The organism is Myroides oncorhynchi, from assembly GCF_020905415.1.
GTDB classification, from domain to species: Bacteria; Bacteroidota; Bacteroidia; order Flavobacteriales; family Flavobacteriaceae; genus Flavobacterium; species Flavobacterium oncorhynchi_A.
In genome coordinates this window covers 930,070-947,000 of the sequence record NZ_JAJJMP010000001.1, presented here as the reverse complement: position 1 = coordinate 947,000, position 16,931 = coordinate 930,070, and the positions used below count along the sequence as shown (strand labels likewise).

Here is a 16,931-nt window from a genome sequence, read left to right as displayed (position 1 = left end):
ATCGCATATAATGAAATTAGATAGAAAAGAAATCCTTAAAGCATTAGAGACGATTACTCTAGCTGGTGAAGGGAAAAATATGGTAGAGAGTGGAGCTGTAAGTAATGTAATGACTTTCGGAGACGAGGTAGTAGTGGACTTAGTATTAAGCACTCCAGCTTTACACATAAAGAAAAGAGCAGAAGTTGACGTGATGAAAGTGATTCACGATCAAGTGTATGACAAAGCAAAAGTAAAAGTAAATATAAAAGTTGAAGCTCCTGAAAAACCTGAGATAAAAGGAAAAGCTATACCAGGTATTAAAAATATAGTAGCTATCTCATCAGGGAAGGGTGGAGTAGGAAAGTCTACAATAACAGCTAACCTTGCAGCGAGTCTTGCTAATATGGGCTTTAAAGTTGGTATACTAGATGCAGATATCTATGGACCATCGATGCCTATTATGTTTGATGTCGAAGGAGCAAAACCTATTTCTGTAGAAGTAGATGGACGTTCTAAGATGAAGCCTGTTTCTTCTTATGGAGTCGAGATTCTTTCTATTGGATTCTTTACTAAAGGGGATCAAGCTATTATATGGAGAGGACCGATGGCAGCTAAGGCATTGAATCAGATGATTTTTGATGCTGATTGGGGTGAATTAGACTTTTTACTTTTAGATTTACCTCCTGGTACAGGGGATATTCACTTATCTATTATGCAGTCTCTACCTATTACTGGAGCTGTAGTGGTATCTACACCACAGGCAGTAGCACTTGCTGATGCTAAGAAAGGAGTATCTATGTTTATGTCAGAGAGTATTAACGTACCTGTCTTAGGTATTGTTGAGAATATGGCATATTTCACACCAGAAGAATTACCAAATAACAAGTATTATATCTTTGGAGAGAATGGAGCTAAGAATCTAGCAGCAGATTTGGATGTTCCTTTCTTAGGTGAGGTACCTATTGTACAAAGTATTCGTGAAGCAGGTGATTATGGTCGCCCTGCAGCTTTACAGAATGATTCGATTATTTCAAAAGTATTCGAAGATTTAAGTAGAAATGTAGTTGAGCAAGTTGTACTGCGTAATGAGTCATTACCAGCTACAGAGGCTATTAAAATTACAACAATGGCTGGATGTTCATCAGTTGTAAAAAAATAATACTAATTATAAAAAAAATATGGCATCACAAACTATAAAAGAGAATGTTGAAAAAGCGTTAGACGAGATTCGTCCGTTTTTACAATCAGATGGAGGAGATATTACCTTAATTGATATCGTTGACGGTAAGCATGTTCAAGTTCGTTTAGAAGGAGCTTGTACTTCGTGTAGCGTAAACCAAATGACGCTAAGTGCTGGAGTAGAAACAACAATTAAAAAGTATGCTCCAGAAATTGAATCTGTAGTTAATGTGGGATAAAAATAACATAGTCAACTATATGTGTAATTGAAGGTTTCTATGGAACTTATTACATATAGTTGACTTTTATCATTTTTAATAAAAATCGCAAAGTGGATCTTTGCACTAAATTAAACTACATCATGGTTGAGACCGATATAATAATTATTGGAGCGGGCCCTACGGGTCTGTTCGCTGTATTCGAAGCAGGATTATTAAAACTAAAATGTCATCTAATAGATGGACTTCCACAACCTGGAGGTCAACTTACAGAATTGTATCCTAAAAAACCTATTTTTGATATCCCTGGATATCCTAGTGTAGGGGCAGCAGAGTTGATTGATAATCTTATGGAACAAATCAAGCAATTTCAACCTGGCTTTACATTAAATGAGGTTGCGGAAACTGTAGAAAAGCTAGAAGATGGTACTTTTATTGTTACTACTAATAAGGGGACAAAACATCATGGTAAAGCAGTGGCAATTGCAGGTGGATTGGGGTCTTTTGAACCACGTAAACCTGAGCTTGCTAATCTTGCATTTTATGAAGAAAAAGGGGTAGAGTACTTCGTGAAGAAACCTGAAATGTTCGCAGGTAAAAAGATTGTCATTGCAGGTGGAGGTGACTCTGCTCTAGATTGGAGTATCTTTTTAGCTGACGTAGCTGCTGAAGTGAACTTAGTTCATAGACGTAATGAATTCCGTGGTGCTCTAGATTCAGTTGAGAAAGTACAAGTACTAAAGGATCAAGGAAAAATTAATATGCTAACTCCTGGTGAGATAGTTGAATTAAAAGGGACTGATAAATTAGAGGCTGTAGTAGTCGATATTGATGGAGAAAAGCGTGAAATAGCTTGTGATTATTTTATTCCATTGTTTGGATTAACTCCAAAATTAGGGCCTATTGCAGATTGGGGATTAGAAATCGAGAAGAATGCAATTAAGGTAAATAATGCACTAGATTATCAAACGAATATACCTGGTATTTATGCTATTGGTGACGTTAACATTTACCCTGGTAAATTAAAATTAATCTTATGTGGATTCCATGAAGCGACTTTAATGTGTCAAAGCGTTTATAATATGCTTAATCCAGGTAAGAAATTTGTACTTAAATATACTACTGTTTCTGGTATTAATGGATTTGATGGTACACGTAAGGAAGCTGAAAAGGCAGTAGTTAAATCAATTGACTAATATGGCTGAAGATATTAAAATAACCATTATTGATCGCGAAGGACAAACTCACGAAATAGATGCTCCCACTAATATGGGAATGAATATGATGGAAGTTGTTCGCGCTTATGAATTAGTAGAGGAAGGAACTTTTGGAATATGTGGAGGGATGTTAATGTGTGCTTCGTGCCAATGCTATGTGATAAATGGAGACGAAGTTGAACTACCTGAGATGGGTGATGAAGAGGACGCCCTGTTGGCTTCAGATGCTCGTAATGTTAAACCTACTAGCAGACTTAGCTGTCAGATACCTGCAGATGAGAAAGCAGAGGGATTAGTATTCGAAATCGCTCCGATTGGATAAAGTGTTAGATTAATAATCATTATAGAAAAAGGCTTGTATTAAGAGATACAAGCCTTTTTTTTCTGTATGTGAGGTACAAGTGTACATACTTTAGTAAAGCTGATAAAAGAGATCTTAGGAAGTTTTGATGTTGGTTCCGAAATGTTATCTTTTATAGCAACCACTTCAATACTTGTTCAACATTACCACTACATTGTTCTACTATAAATCCTTTTTACTGAAGAATTCTTGATTCACTCTTGACTCAAATAAATTGCTTAGTCTTCAACTTTTGAATATGCCCTGTTATTACTAGCAAACGGATATATAGATAACAAAAAAGGATTGCCTTAATTAAGACAATCCTTTATATATGAGATAATGCTTAGACTAAGCTTCGTCTATATTTTCAGCTTCTTGTTTTCCTCCTTTACTTTTGATAAGTTTCATTACGATAGGAAGAGTAGTGACTAATACTAAGAAAAGAATGATATATTCAATATAGTGTTTTAGATCAATACCATAATCATTCAATAACCAAACTTGTAAATAGTGACCAGCAAAGATTAAAGTAGTCGCCCATAAGAAAGAACTAATTACATTATACAACATAAACTTCTTTATGTCCATATGTACAATTCCTGCTATAATAGGAGCAAATGTTCTAACTACAGGTAAAAAACGCGCAAAGATAATTGCTCTACCTCCATGTCTCTCGAAGAAAACTTTAGATTCATAAAGATATTTTTTCTTATAGATAAAGTTGTCTTTTACGTTATAGAGATAATTTCCACTTTTCCTACCAAACCAATATCCAAAACTATTTCCTAGAATACCTGCTAATGCTACAAGAGTAGATAATAAAGCTACGTTACCGAAGTCACTTTCTATAGGAAATACTTCAGCCATTAGTGCAGTACTGTAAATACCAGATAAGAATAGTAAGCTATCTCCTGGTAAGAAAAAACCTGCGAATAGACCTGTTTCTGCAAATACAATAAATAAAACTACATATATTCCTATTGAGTGTCCTGCTATCTGTAAATTGATATAGAATTCAGGGTTGATAAGTTGTGATATTGTGAATTCGTCCATTATGTTTTATATTCTGTAACCTAACTTAATTGTTTAGTTTGTTCGTTTTTTGTTTCAAATTTATCAATTGCAGCAGTTGATAATGCGTTACCTAATACGTTTGTCATACTTCTTCCCATATCACAGAAGTGATCTATAGGTAAGATAAACGCAATCCCTTCAGGAGGAATGTTAAACATAGCACAAGTAGCAACAATAACAATTAATGATGCACGTGGAACTCCAGCTACACCTTTACTGGTAACCATAAGTACTAATAGCATCAGTATTTGGTCAGCTAAACTCATGTGTACATCGTATATCTGTGCAATAAAAATAGAGGCAAATGTAAGATACATCATACTTCCATCTAAATTAAAAGAGTATCCCAAAGGTAAGGTAAATGAAACAATTTTTGGAGAACAACCATAAGCTTTTAATTGCTCTACTAACTTAGGGAATACAGCTTCGCTACTTGTTGTCGAGAAGGCAATTAATAGAGGTTCTTTAATCGCTTTTAGCAATCTCCAAACATCTTTTCCTATGATTAGATATCCGACTAAAATTAGAATAGCCCATAATATAGCTAATCCAGAAGCAAAGGCGATTAGATATTTTCCATATGTTAGGAAGATAGATAGTCCATAAAGTGCTACAGCACTTGCGATAGCTCCTAATACTCCTAATGGAGCAGTCCACATGATGTAAGTCACCATCTTAAGAACTACTTCTGATATTTTATCAAATAGTTTGATTACAGACTTTCCTTTTTTACCTAAGGTAGAAAGAGCTATTCCAAAAAATACAGAGAACACTACTATTTGTAGAATTTCATTATGAGCAAAAGCTTCGAATATACTTTTAGGAATTAAGTGTTCTACGAATGATTGTAAACTTAAAGAATCCGTTTTAGTTAGTAAATCACTTGCTCCAGAAACATTGTTTAAATCAAAATTAGCACCTACACCTGGTTTAAACCAGTTAACTAAGACTAGCCCAATAGTTAGCGAAACTAAAGACGCAGTAACAAACCATCCCATTGCCTTAGCTCCTACTCGGCCAACCATACTCATATCTCCCATTTTGGCAATACCTACTACCAAAGTACAAAATACTAATGGAGCAATAATCATCTGAACTAAACGGATGAAGATAGTTCCTAATAACTTGATGTTTTCTGCAAATGCTGGGATATATTCAGGGAAAGCATAATGATAGATACTTCCAAATACAACACCTAGCACAAGGGCAATGATAATTGCTATAAAAAGTTTGTTGTTTTTCATGTAATCAAATTTGTGCGTGAAAATACCCATTTTTTTTTCAAATACAGTAGAATTAAAAAAAAATAACGCAATTATATGAGTATAGTTTTGAGAATTATTTTTATAATACTCTTTTGGTGTTTTTATTGGTAATAATGGAAGTGATTTTTAATATGAGGTCTCTTAAGGTGAGATAATTTATTAAGATGGATATTATATTGTCCTTTATGCAATATAATGTCTTTAGAATAATAGAATTACTTATCTTTCAGCCCAAATCAAAAGAAAAGCCTATTTTTACGCTTTTATAAAACCCTAACAATGAAAAAAATATTCTTATTTGCTTTAAGCTTAGCAAGTTTATCCGCTTTTTCTCAAGAAGTGATGACTAAAGAGCTTCTTTGGAAATTAGGTAGAGTAAGCCCTGTAGGTGTTACTAAAGACGGAAAAAACTTAATCTACAAAGTTAGCCATGCTAACATGACTGAGGATAAGTTTGATTCTAAGACTTATCAAATTCCTGTAAGTGGTGGTACACCTGTTGAAATAACTGATTATAAACACTTACTAAGTGATAAAAATGTTTCTCCAGATGGGAAGATGATTTTATCACATGAGGCAGTGAAAATCAATAAAATACTTGGAAAGGATATTTATCCTACTATGGAAAAATCGGATGCTTATGTGTATGATGGTTTAGACTATAGACATTGGGACACATGGAACGATGGTACACATAACCATGTATTATATGCTCCTACGGATAATAAAGATGCGAAGGTAGACATCTTAGGTAACGAGCCTTATGATGCACCTCAGAAACCTTTTGGGGGAGATGAAGATTATACTTGGACTCCTGATGGCAAAGGAATTATTTATGTTTCTAAAAAGAAGTTTGGTACTGAGTATGCTATAAGTACTAATACGGATTTATATTTATACGACTTAGCGACTAAACAAACTAAGAACTTAACAGAAGAAAATAAAGGATATGATACTCATCCTACTTACTCTCCTGAAGGACACCTTACTTGGTTGCAAATGAAACGCGATGGTTATGAAGCTGATAAAAATGATATTATTGTAGACTATCATGGCATTAAGATGAATCTTACTGCAGGATGGGATGGTACTGTGGATAGCTATAAGTGGAGTAAAGATGGCAAAAAGATTTACTTCATAGCAGCAGTAGGTGGTACTGTGCAGTTATTTGAGGTTAACTTCCCAGGAAGGACTAGAATAGCTATCACTGTTAGACAAATTACTGATGGTAATTTTGATGTGAATAGCATTGTTGATATTACTGGAGATGTTGCTCTAGTGACGCGTACGGATTTTAACCATGCTTCTGAGGTATATGCTTATAATATGGCTAAGAAGACTTGGAATCAAGTGACTAAAGTGAATAATGAAGCTTATTCTAAGATTGCATTGAGCAAGAGTGAGAAGAGAATCGTGAAGACTGTAGATGGTAAAGACATGGTTACTTGGGTAGTATATCCACCTAACTTTGATCCAAACAAAAAATATCCAACGTTATTATATGCACAAGGAGGACCACAATCAGCATTGTCTCAATTCTATTCTTTCCGTTGGAACTTTCAGTTAATGGCTGCAGAGGGGTACATTATAGTAGCTCCTAACCGTAGAGGAATGCCAGGACATGGAGTAGAGTGGAATGAAGCAATTTCTAAAGATTGGGCAGGTAAGCCAATGCAAGACTACTTAGCAGCTATCGATGATGTAGCGAAAGAGAAGTATGTAGATAGAGATAGATTAGGAGCTGTAGGAGCTAGTTATGGAGGATATTCAGTATTCTACTTAGCAGGTATCCATGAGAACCGTTTCAAATCATTTATTTCACACTGTGGAGTATTTGATTTAGTAAGTATGTATGGTACTACAGAAGAGGTATTCTTCCCTAACTTTGATACAGGTGGAGCATACTGGGAAAAAGATAATAAAGATGCCCAAAATGCTATTACTAACTTTAACCCTATTAATAATGTGGATAAGTGGAATACACCTATCTTAATTATCCAAGGTGGTAAAGACTACCGTGTGCCTATTGGACAAGGACAAGAAGCTTTTCAAGCTGCTCAATTAAGAGGTGTGAAAAGTAGATTCTTATATTTACCGGATGAAAATCACTGGGTAGTAAGACCACAAAACGCACAAGTCTGGCAAGGTGAATTCTTCCGTTGGTTGAAAGAAACACTTTAGTTAATACTTAATCCAGATTACGCATTAACCAAATACTACAAAGCAATTCTACTTCATATCTCTTGCATTAGCTCTTAAATCATACTACAGTATGCTTTACTAACTAATTCAGAGCTATTTTGTATAATTACTTTTCGTTTATATGTCTATCGCGGAATCTGGGTAAAATTAATATAATGAGCAGTGTATCCTTACTATAGGATACACTGCTTTTTTTTGGCAATACTATTCTGATTATAACTAGAATGAAATGTTTGTTTTTTTACATAAGTAGGGTGGTAGTTATGTGTTTTGTATAAGTTATTGAATGATAGAGGTGTTTTTGTTTAATAATGTATTTAGAATGTAGTAGTATGATATTTATGTTAATTTTGTCAAAAAATAAATTACTATGAAAAAGATTGTATTTAGTGCTTTAGCGGCACTTGCGTTTGTTGGGGTATCATGTAGTTCAGATGATAATGGAAATATTATTGCAACGGATCCTGTTGTTGTTATTAAAAACATTAAAAACATTGACGTAGTTCTTTTTGAAGAAGGGAAAAGAGAATTAGAGAAAAAGTTTGATTTGTATTATACAGAGGAAGGGAAGTTAACAACTATAGAATATACAGATTTGGATGAGGAAGGTACTGTTTATGAAAACAGTAAAGGGAATTTGACACAGGATAGCAAGAATAAATTAGAGAAGATAAGTAGTCCTAAAGAGATGATTCTTATAAAAGATTTGTTAGTATATCAGAATTCAGCCTACAAAGTAGGTAAAGTATTAAAGTACGACAATCACAAAAATCCATCTGAGATACTTGTATATAATAGAGATATGGAAGAAATCACAATGAAAATATCGTATGACGATAAACCTTTCTTTGGATTTCATACATTAAGAGCTGCTGGTATCATTGATTTATTAGATGGAATTGAATTAAACTTAGCTAACCCTACTGTGCCAGCTGAATTAAAGTTAGCTAAAGAATTATTGCCTCGTAATAATCCTATTACTTATACTTATACTAATAAAGAGGGAATAGTGTTAGATAATATTAAGATAGTTTACGCTTATGACGAGAGTAATTATCCTACAAAAGCTGTTCTTACTGGAACTAGACAAATGTCAATACCTAATTATGTCAATGGAGTATATGTTAATCAATGGGAGTCTTATGACTTTGAGGTTGTGACATCTTATAGTTACGTAAAGTAAAGGAGTATATAAGTATCACTTAAAAAGTGTTAAAAATAACATTCAAGATATATTTTTAAAAAAGGTTATTTCCTATCATGGGGAGTAACCTTTTTTAGTTTATAAAAGTGACATTTTCTTTTCTTGTATAGGCTATTAAGAGAATGTATATAGGTTTTTTTTACCACTTTTTTAGGGGTGGTCGGCTTGTGCTCGGCTAGTGATGGGCATTTGGTCGGCTTAAAAGTACTAAAAATAGCCTATCACTACCCGAGCATATAGGGAGTATATTGCTATCACCACTATCGTTGTTAAATCTAGTATAGTGTAATAATATAGTGTAATAATATGGTGTAATAATATGGTGTAACTATGATGAGTAAATGGTGAGTGAGAGTATAGTGGAGTTTGAGAATAAAATAGTTAATAAAGAGATTTTCTACAGATATACTAAAGAAATGTAGTTTTGTGATGGAAGATAAGGCTGTTTTTAATCCCTTTTTTTATCTTTACGATTCTAACAATCTAACAATATGTATAAAAACCAATTAAAAGCATGGGTATTAGCCTTAATGCTGTCAGCCGGATATTCTGTAAGCACTTTTGCTCAGGATAATTTAGTCAACTCTTTAAAGCTAAACGCGAGTGCTAAAAGTAAAGAGTTATTTACATTCAATGATGTTGTGAACATCGAGAATACTTCAATTAAAAATCAAGGTTCTTCGGGAACATGTTGGTCTTATTCTGCTAATTCATTTTTAGAGTCAGAAATGATGAGAATGGGGAAACGTCCTGTGGAGATCTCTCAAATATTTTCGGCGCGTAATGCTTATATTGAGAAAGGTAAAATGTATGTAAAGATGCATGGAGCTGTTACTTTAGGTGACGGAGGAGCATTTCACGATGTAATGAATATGTATAAGAAATATGGAGCTGTACCTCAATCAGTATATTCAGGTTTAAACTATGGAACTACAACTAATAAGTTTGGTGAAATGGCTGCTGTTCAAGAGGGAATTCTTAAAGCTATCGTATCTAATCCAAATAAAAAATTAACTCCTAACTGGGAGAAAGCTTATACCGCAGCGATAGATGCTTATCTAGGTGAAGCTCCTAAAGAGTTTACATGGGAAGGTAAAAAATATACACCACAGAGTTTTGCTAAGGAAGTAGTAGGTATTAATGCTGATGAATATGTAGAGATTGGCTCTGATTTAAACTACCCTATGTATGAGAAATTCGTATTATTAGTACCTGATAATTGGGCTTTTGATCAAGTTTATAATGTGCAGATGAATGAGTTAACCGATATTATCGACAATGCTGTTAGCAATGGATTTTCTGTAGCATGGGCTGGTGATGTGAGTGAGAAATATTTTAGCTGGAAGAATGGTGTGGCTTTTGTACCAGAAAAAGATTGGGAGGATATGACTACAGAAGAGAAAGATGACATGTTTAACGGGCCTAAACCTGAACGTAAAGTCACTCCTGAGATGCGTCAAGAAGCTTTTGATAATTATACAACTACTGATGATCACGGAATGCATATTGTAGGTATTTCTAAAGATCAGAAAGGACGTGAGTATTATATCATTAAGAACTCTTGGGGAACTACGAATGACTATAAGGGATATATGTATATGAGTAAAGAGTATGTGAAGTACAAAACAACTGATATCATGATCCATAAAGATGGTATTCCAAAAAGTATTGCGAAGAAATTAAAATTATAAAAGAAAAAAAGTTGCTATGGAAAAATTTACTGTTGGATTAGATGTGATGATTACAAATATGATGGGAGCCTTACCTAAGATAGGGGTAGGTGTACTGATATTAGTAATCGGAGGTTTTATTATTAAATCATTTTTAAAAGGATTACGTCACCGTTTTGAGAAGAAGAATATGGAGAAGTCTCTTAGAGGCTTCTTGCTAAGTATTATTCAGGCTTCATTATATGTGTTGTTGTTAGTGACAGCAGCCTCTACTATGGGGATTGAGACGACTTCATTCTTGACGATATTTGCTTCTGCTGGTTTAGCTATAGGCTTAGCTCTTCAAGGGAGTTTATCTAATTTCGCAGGAGGGGTATTAATCTTGTTGTTTAAACCTTTTAAAGTTGGAGAGTATATTTCTAATACAGGAGGTGTAGAGGGAACTGTTGAGAAAATAGACTTATTGTATACTACTATTACAGGTGCTACAGGGTTAAAGATCTATTGTCCTAATGGACCATTAGCCAACTCAGTGATTACGAATTATAGCGATATTACTTCTCGTAGATATGATTTCGTAGTGGGTATTTCGTATGATGCAAATATTAAAACAGCTCAGAATGTTATTCAAGAAGCATTAGCTAAACATAAAGAGGTGAAGCAAGATCCTAAGCCTATCATCTTTGTAAATAACTTAGCGGATAGCTCTGTAAACTTAAATGTACGTGTATGGATGGATAAAGCTAATTATTGGGATACAGTTTTTGTGATTCAACAAATAGTGAAAAATGCTTTAGATGATGCTAATATAGAGATTCCTTTTCCACAGCGAGATGTACATGTTATCAATGATAAACATATTAGAGATTAATAAGTTAAGAAACTCCTTTCAATTTGAAAGGAGTTTTTTTTGCTATAATTTGTAGCTGTTGTTTCGTATTTATTGATATGATATTGATCTATATTTGTTAAAAAGAACAAGATGAAAGCAAATTATATTTATGTTTATTTATTTGATGGATATTCGGATTGGGAGCTTGGGTATCTTATGCCTGAGTTAAGAGAGGATCGTAGATATGTCTTATTAACAGTCTCAGATACGGGAGCTGATGTTGTATCTAAAGGAGGGTTAAAGGTGAGTGTAGACATCAGCCTAGAAGAGTTAGATATGGAGAAGATGAGATTGTTTATTATCCCAGGTGGACAAATGTGGGAAGACAATAAGCATGATTTTAAAAATTTAGATCGAATTATCTATGGTGTGTATACACATAAGTTACCTATAGCGGCTATCTGCGGGGCAACGGTTTATTTAGGGCATAGAGGGATGCTAGACCAAATAAAACATACAAGTAATGCATTGTTTTATCTGAAAGCATTAGTCACTACGTATCAAGGAGAACTGTATTATACTGATGAACTAGCTGTGTCAGATGCTAATATTATTACAGCCTCGGGTATAGCACCTTTAGAATTTGCTACTCAGATTATGAAAGAATTAGAGTTTAATTCCGATTATATAGAGAGATGGTATCAGTTGTTTAAAAATGGAGTTTTTCCAATTGTCTAATAACACTCTCTAAATAGTAGCTCTGTTAAGTCATTATATATTTAACCTAGAATCAGCATTAACCAAATACTACAAAGCAATTCTACTTCATAGCTCTTTCATTAGTTCTAAAACCATATTGTAGTATGATTGCATTGCTAATTTAGAGCTGTTTTTATAATTACTTTTTGCTTATAGGTCTATCATTTATTTAGGTTTAAATAATGGAGAATATAAAGAGACTTACTATGTTTATAAGTTAAAGTTTTATAGTAGTAGGATAAAAGTCTTATCATAAAAAAATTCCACCTAGGAGGTGGAATTTTTGATGATAAGTGATGTGAAAGAAGGTTGAGTTATTCTATCACGTAGTCTTTATATTCTTCCGCTATTCTATCAAATAGTGCCAATAATTCTATTGGATCATCAGTAGTAACTAGTTGTAAACGATGTGGTTTAAAACCGCGAATTCCCTTAAAGTAATTTGTATAGTGTCGTCTCATTTCTACGATACCTAATCGCTCTCCTTTCCATTCCATAGACCAAATTAAGTGGTTTTTGGCAGCATCTAGTCTATCTTTAATAGTAGGAGGGGGTAAAATCTCACCAGTATTAAAGAAGTGTTTAATCTCGTTAAAAATCCAAGGATATCCGATAGCTGCACGTCCTATCATCATTCCATCTAATCCGAAAGTCTCTTTATATTCTAGAGCTTTCTGTGGGTTATCTATATCTCCGTTACCAAAAATCGGAATGTGTATGCGTGGATTGTTTTTGATTCGTTCAATATGTGTCCAGTCTGAGTGACCTTTATACATCTGTGCTCTAGTACGTGCATGTACAGTCAAAGCTTGTACGCCAACATCTTGTAGGCGTTCTGCTACTTCGTCAATATTAATAGACTCGTCATCCCAACCAAGACGTGTCTTTACAGTCACGGGTAAGTGAGTACTAGTAACTACAGCTTTAGTCAAGCGAATCATTAAATCAATATCTTTAAGTACTCCCGCACCTGCACCTTTAGAAACAACTTTCTTAACAGGACATCCGAAGTTAATATCTACTAGATCTGGCTGTACAGTTTCTACGATTCTTGCAGACTCTGCCATAGCATCTTCATCACCTCCGAATATCTGAATACCAACAGGGCGCTCATAGTCGAAAATGTCTAGTTTCATTTTACTCTTCATAGCATCTCTAATTAGTCCCTCAGAAGAGATAAATTCAGAATACATCAAGTCTGCACCATGTGCTTTACACAAACGGCGAAACGGTGGATCACTCACATCCTCCATCGGAGCTAAAAGTAATGGATGATCAGGAAGTTCTATATTGCCTATTTTAATCATATTCGTTCTGGAAATTTGATGCAAAAGTACAAATTTTTTAGATTTCTGATTTTTAGTTTAGTTAATGTTCTCTTTAATTCAAATAAGTTGAGGTTCTCTACGAGATACACAGTTAGTTATTTTGTATCTTTATAAGCTAATAGATACCCACCACTATGAGATTAGCGACTTTTGATTTTACTCCTTTTGAGATTAAGTTCTCTTTTCACCGTTTAGTAGAAGCGATGCATATCTTCATAAATGATCCGGAGAAGAACGATATCAAAAAGACCTACTTTAAAGATTTGTTGGAGCGTGTGAGTGGCGTACCATGTTTACTAGAACCGATAACCGACGCTAAGATACTTGATGATAACCGAGTTCTTATTAACGAGCTTTTAGAGATTCTGTTTCCTATCGCATTAACAGATAATGAAATCAAAGCAGTAGGTATGCCTTTTCAGAACTTGATGTTTAACCATAGTAGAAGGTTTAGAAAAATCATAGAAGAGAGTGGGGGTAATTATAATATAGAGATTCGAGACTTTAGTCAACACCAGTATTATGTAGCAAGTTGTTGTATAATTATGAACCATTATTTTAAAGCTGATTTTGATTTGACTAGACCTCTATTCATTGATCTTCCAGATGCTAAAGGGATTATTCATCACTATAGAGTTTTATATAATGCGGACTTTGTAGAAGTTATTCCTAAGGAGAATGCAGTAATGTTGACTAAAGAGGACATCGAATTACTTGAAGATAATTTCGATGATTTAGTGTTGTGGAAAGAGAAATTTCCTCAGCATAGTTGGCAATTAAATGGTTTTGGTATTATTAACCTTGTAGATGTTACTATAGAGAACGCGATGTCATTACTTAAGGAGAATTTCCTAAAGTCAGAATTGCAGAGCGTGTGTATAGGTAATATTATGGAGCCTTTGTTTAGCTCTATTTTTAGAGTTCCGAATTTGAGAATAGGGTTTACTCCTTTAGTCGTAGATGCCTTAATACAGAAGGAAACGAATGAGATAATGGCGATGTCTAGTTTTTTGTTGAATGAAAAAAAGCCATCTATTATTCTATCGAAGAAAGCTTATGAGGCTGTGATTAATGAAAAGGGATATTACAGTATATCAGATGTAGATGTAGCCTTAGATGAGGAAGAAGAAAGAGAAATGTGTCTTCACTTAAAAAGACAGGGTATCAGGAGTTGCTTGTTTAGTCCTGTGGTGATTTCTAGTGGAATAGAAGGGGTTTTTGAAATTGTCTCTAGTGATGCTAGAGTACTAAATAGTGTGAATGCTCAGAAGTTGAACGGGATTATGCCTATTATTTCTGAGACATTCGAACGAGTAAAAGCAGATATGCAAAATCACGTTGAGGCAATTATACAAAGAGAGTTTACAACTATACATCCTAGTGTATATTGGAAATTCTTAGAAGAAGCGCGACGAAATTATATAGATAGCGTAGTGGAGAAGGATGTGTTTATTAATCCTATTTCATTTAAGAATGTGTATCCATTGTATGGTGAGATAGACATTAAAGGGTCTGGAGCACTGCGTAATCAGGCCATCTTTGGTGACCTTAAAGAACAATTAGTGAAATTAATAGCTGTCTTTGGTGATTGTTCTTTACAAGAGAATGCTTTGATACTAGAACGTCATATACTTAAATTACAAGCTTATTTGCGTCAATTAGATAGTAATTTCGTTACAGGATTAGAACAGCGTATTCAGAATTATGTAACGAATGAAATACACTCGTATTTAACGAAAGAAGAACACCTGTTCTGTAAACAGAAGTTAGAGGATTATTTTATGTTTATAGATATGCAGTTAGGTATATATTATAAATACAGAAAAATATATGATACACAAGTTGCAAAGATGAATAAATCCTTCTCGGATTTATTAGACTTTCGTCAAGAGTCAGCTCAAAAGGTTTTTCCTCATTATTATGAACGATTTAAGACAGATGGTGTAGAACATAATCTGTATATAGGTAGTTCTATTAGTCCTAACAAATCATTTGATTTTACATATCTACATAATTTAAGACTGTGGCAGCTACAGGTGATGAGTGAGCAAATGTGTATACATTATCGCAATAATATACAGGATGCCTTAGAGATGGATGTGACAGTGCTAATATTTGTTTATGACTCTTCTTTAGGTATTCAGTTTAGACTAGATGAAAAGCGCTTTGATATCGATGGATCATATAATACTCGTTACGAGATTATAAAAAAGAGACTGGATAAAGCTTGTGTTAAAGGATCTACTGAACGCATTGTACAACCTCGTAAAATAACGATAGCATTTGCCTCTAATTATCATTTAGAGGAATATTTAGGATATATTCAATTTGGACAAAAAATAGGATTACTAGATAATAATCTAGAACAATTTCTTATAGAAGACATGCAAAGCGTATCAGGATTAATAGGAATACGCATAGGGGTCAATTTAGATTATGATGTAGATCAGTTAGACTATAGTACACTAATGCATAGATTCCTTAAAAACCAATACCTTTAAAAGCTAGTGTGAAAGCAAGAACAGATAACAGAATACCAACAGTGAATACGGTATAAGTAATACGCAAAAACTTGTATTTTTTGTTTAGTACTACTCCGAGACTATATAAGTCTTTAGTCAGTGCATGATGTAGGTATTGTTTGTCTTTCATGATTTCACCTAATGTCTCTTCGTATTCTTCAAAAGGCATTTGATGGAATGTTCCAAAAAACAGTAAATTCACTTCCTTATTTTGTACTTGTTCTTTGGTGTATTTACCGGAAGTTAGTTTAGGACGTGTAGATTGTATAGCGAATATTATAGTAGCTACGCTGAAGATTAATAAGACAAACGTAGGTATTATTAGATGCGCATTACTAGGGCTATCTAGCTTTGGAATAAGAGTAGATAGACATATTGAGATAATGATTGCATTAACAGATAGTAATATATTTGCCTTTCTATCAGCAATTGCACTAAGAGAAGTATGATTCCTTAATGTAGTTCTAAATAGAGTATCTATAGTTCTATTAGAGTCAATCTTTTCTTTCTTCTTTTTATTTGATTGTATTTTGTCAATTTTTGCTAGTACATCTAACAAGTTTTTTTGTTTAGTTGGCTGCCATTTTTGCTGTGTATATGTAGTATAATAACGGTGTTTATAGAGCATTACATCTCTGTTTTGTTCCAACCATTCTAATTGAGTGAATGTTTTATCACATAAATGTTCTATTTCTTTTTTTAATAGATTGCTTGTCTCTACATAATTGTCATCTGAGAAATGTGCGAAGTCAGCATCTTTAATAATACATTCTAAATCGTTTTCAGGGATATAATCAAGTTTGGTTGCACGGATTAATTGCATAATAGTTAGTACATCATCGTGCGCTACACCATTGTCTAATAAGTATGTTTGTGCAATTTGTGCTCCTCTTTCTTCATGACCCTCCCAAGAGTTAATATATCCTACATCGTGAAACCACGCCGCATAACGTAAAAGATCAGCTTCGTGGTCTGTAACAGTTATATGTGTTAAAATTTCCTCTAATCCATTTACTACGCGTAGAGTATGGTTAAAGTTGTGGTATGTATATTGATGTGATAATGTATCTTTGTGTATCTGAAAGATATGTTCTTCGATTTTTTGTAGAATAGTCATGATGTAAATACCTTTATAA

At 33.8% G+C, this 16,931-nt stretch carries 14 protein-coding genes; 10 read left to right on the top strand and 4 right to left on the bottom strand.

What is annotated here, in order from left to right; all coding sequences use genetic code 11:
- Positions 1 to 10: 10 nt before the first annotated feature.
- From LNQ81_RS04195 to LNQ81_RS04180, 4 genes are all read left to right on the top strand, one after another.
- Positions 11 to 1,141, top strand: a complete 1,131-nt coding sequence (locus LNQ81_RS04195; protein ID WP_229944923.1) for an Mrp/NBP35 family ATP-binding protein — start codon at positions 11 to 13, stop codon at positions 1,139 to 1,141.
- A gap of 19 nt (positions 1,142 to 1,160) precedes the next feature.
- Entirely contained in the window at positions 1,161 to 1,400 is a 240-nt protein-coding gene (locus LNQ81_RS04190) for a NifU family protein (protein ID WP_229944922.1), read from the top strand.
- A gap of 122 nt (positions 1,401 to 1,522) precedes the next feature.
- Positions 1,523 to 2,575 (top strand): NAD(P)/FAD-dependent oxidoreductase, encoded by a 1,053-nt coding sequence (locus tag LNQ81_RS04185; RefSeq protein WP_229944921.1) that lies wholly within the window; start codon positions 1,523 to 1,525, stop codon positions 2,573 to 2,575.
- Between the two features lies 1 nt (position 2,576).
- Complete coding sequence (locus tag LNQ81_RS04180) at positions 2,577 to 2,918, top strand: 2Fe-2S iron-sulfur cluster-binding family protein (RefSeq protein WP_229944920.1); 342 nt, start codon at positions 2,577 to 2,579, stop codon at positions 2,916 to 2,918.
- Positions 2,919 to 3,287: 369 nt separating this feature from the next.
- Here the strand turns inward: LNQ81_RS04180 and LNQ81_RS04175 are convergent, their stop codons facing one another.
- A complete protein-coding gene (locus LNQ81_RS04175) occupies positions 3,288 to 3,992 on the bottom strand; it encodes a DedA family protein (protein ID WP_229944919.1) in 705 nt (234 codons plus the stop codon).
- Between the two features lie 20 nt (positions 3,993 to 4,012).
- On the bottom strand, positions 4,013 to 5,257 hold the full coding sequence (locus tag LNQ81_RS04170; protein ID WP_229944918.1) for a dicarboxylate/amino acid:cation symporter: 1,245 nt from the start codon (positions 5,255 to 5,257) through the stop codon (positions 4,013 to 4,015).
- Positions 5,258 to 5,557: 300 nt separating this feature from the next.
- Here LNQ81_RS04170 and LNQ81_RS04165 point away from each other — a divergent pair, with 300 nt between their 5' ends.
- From LNQ81_RS04165 to LNQ81_RS04145, 5 genes are all read left to right on the top strand, one after another.
- Positions 5,558 to 7,459: a S9 family peptidase gene (locus tag LNQ81_RS04165; protein WP_229944917.1), complete on the top strand. Its 1,902-nt coding sequence runs from the start codon at positions 5,558 to 5,560 to the stop codon at positions 7,457 to 7,459.
- 391 nt (positions 7,460 to 7,850) lie between these two features.
- Positions 7,851 to 8,663, top strand: coding sequence for a hypothetical protein (locus tag LNQ81_RS04160; protein ID WP_229944916.1), 813 nt, complete (start codon positions 7,851 to 7,853; stop codon positions 8,661 to 8,663).
- A 512-nt stretch (positions 8,664 to 9,175) separates the two neighbouring features.
- A complete protein-coding gene (locus LNQ81_RS04155) occupies positions 9,176 to 10,375 on the top strand; it encodes a C1 family peptidase (RefSeq protein WP_229944915.1) in 1,200 nt (399 codons plus the stop codon).
- A gap of 16 nt (positions 10,376 to 10,391) precedes the next feature.
- Complete coding sequence (locus LNQ81_RS04150; protein WP_229944914.1) at positions 10,392 to 11,225, top strand: mechanosensitive ion channel family protein; 834 nt, start codon at positions 10,392 to 10,394, stop codon at positions 11,223 to 11,225.
- A 111-nt stretch (positions 11,226 to 11,336) separates the two neighbouring features.
- A complete protein-coding gene (locus tag LNQ81_RS04145) occupies positions 11,337 to 11,924 on the top strand; it encodes a type 1 glutamine amidotransferase family protein (RefSeq protein ID WP_229944913.1) in 588 nt (195 codons plus the stop codon).
- A 335-nt stretch (positions 11,925 to 12,259) separates the two neighbouring features.
- Here LNQ81_RS04145 and dusB read toward each other — a convergent pair whose 3' ends face one another.
- Positions 12,260 to 13,252: a tRNA dihydrouridine synthase DusB gene (gene dusB / locus LNQ81_RS04140; protein ID WP_229944912.1), complete on the bottom strand. Its 993-nt coding sequence runs from the start codon at positions 13,250 to 13,252 to the stop codon at positions 12,260 to 12,262.
- A 155-nt stretch (positions 13,253 to 13,407) separates the two neighbouring features.
- On the opposite strand from dusB, the gene LNQ81_RS04135 reads away from it, so the two are divergent.
- The gene (locus LNQ81_RS04135; RefSeq protein ID WP_229944911.1) at positions 13,408 to 15,774 is read left to right on the top strand and encodes a hypothetical protein; all 2,367 of its coding nucleotides are present in this window, start codon (positions 13,408 to 13,410) and stop codon (positions 15,772 to 15,774) included.
- Here LNQ81_RS04135 and LNQ81_RS04130 read toward each other — a convergent pair.
- Entirely contained in the window at positions 15,755 to 16,912 is a 1,158-nt protein-coding gene (locus LNQ81_RS04130; RefSeq protein ID WP_229944910.1) for a Pycsar system effector family protein, read from the bottom strand. The genes LNQ81_RS04135 and LNQ81_RS04130 overlap by 20 nt on opposite strands.
- Positions 16,913 to 16,931: the final 19 nt, after the last annotated feature.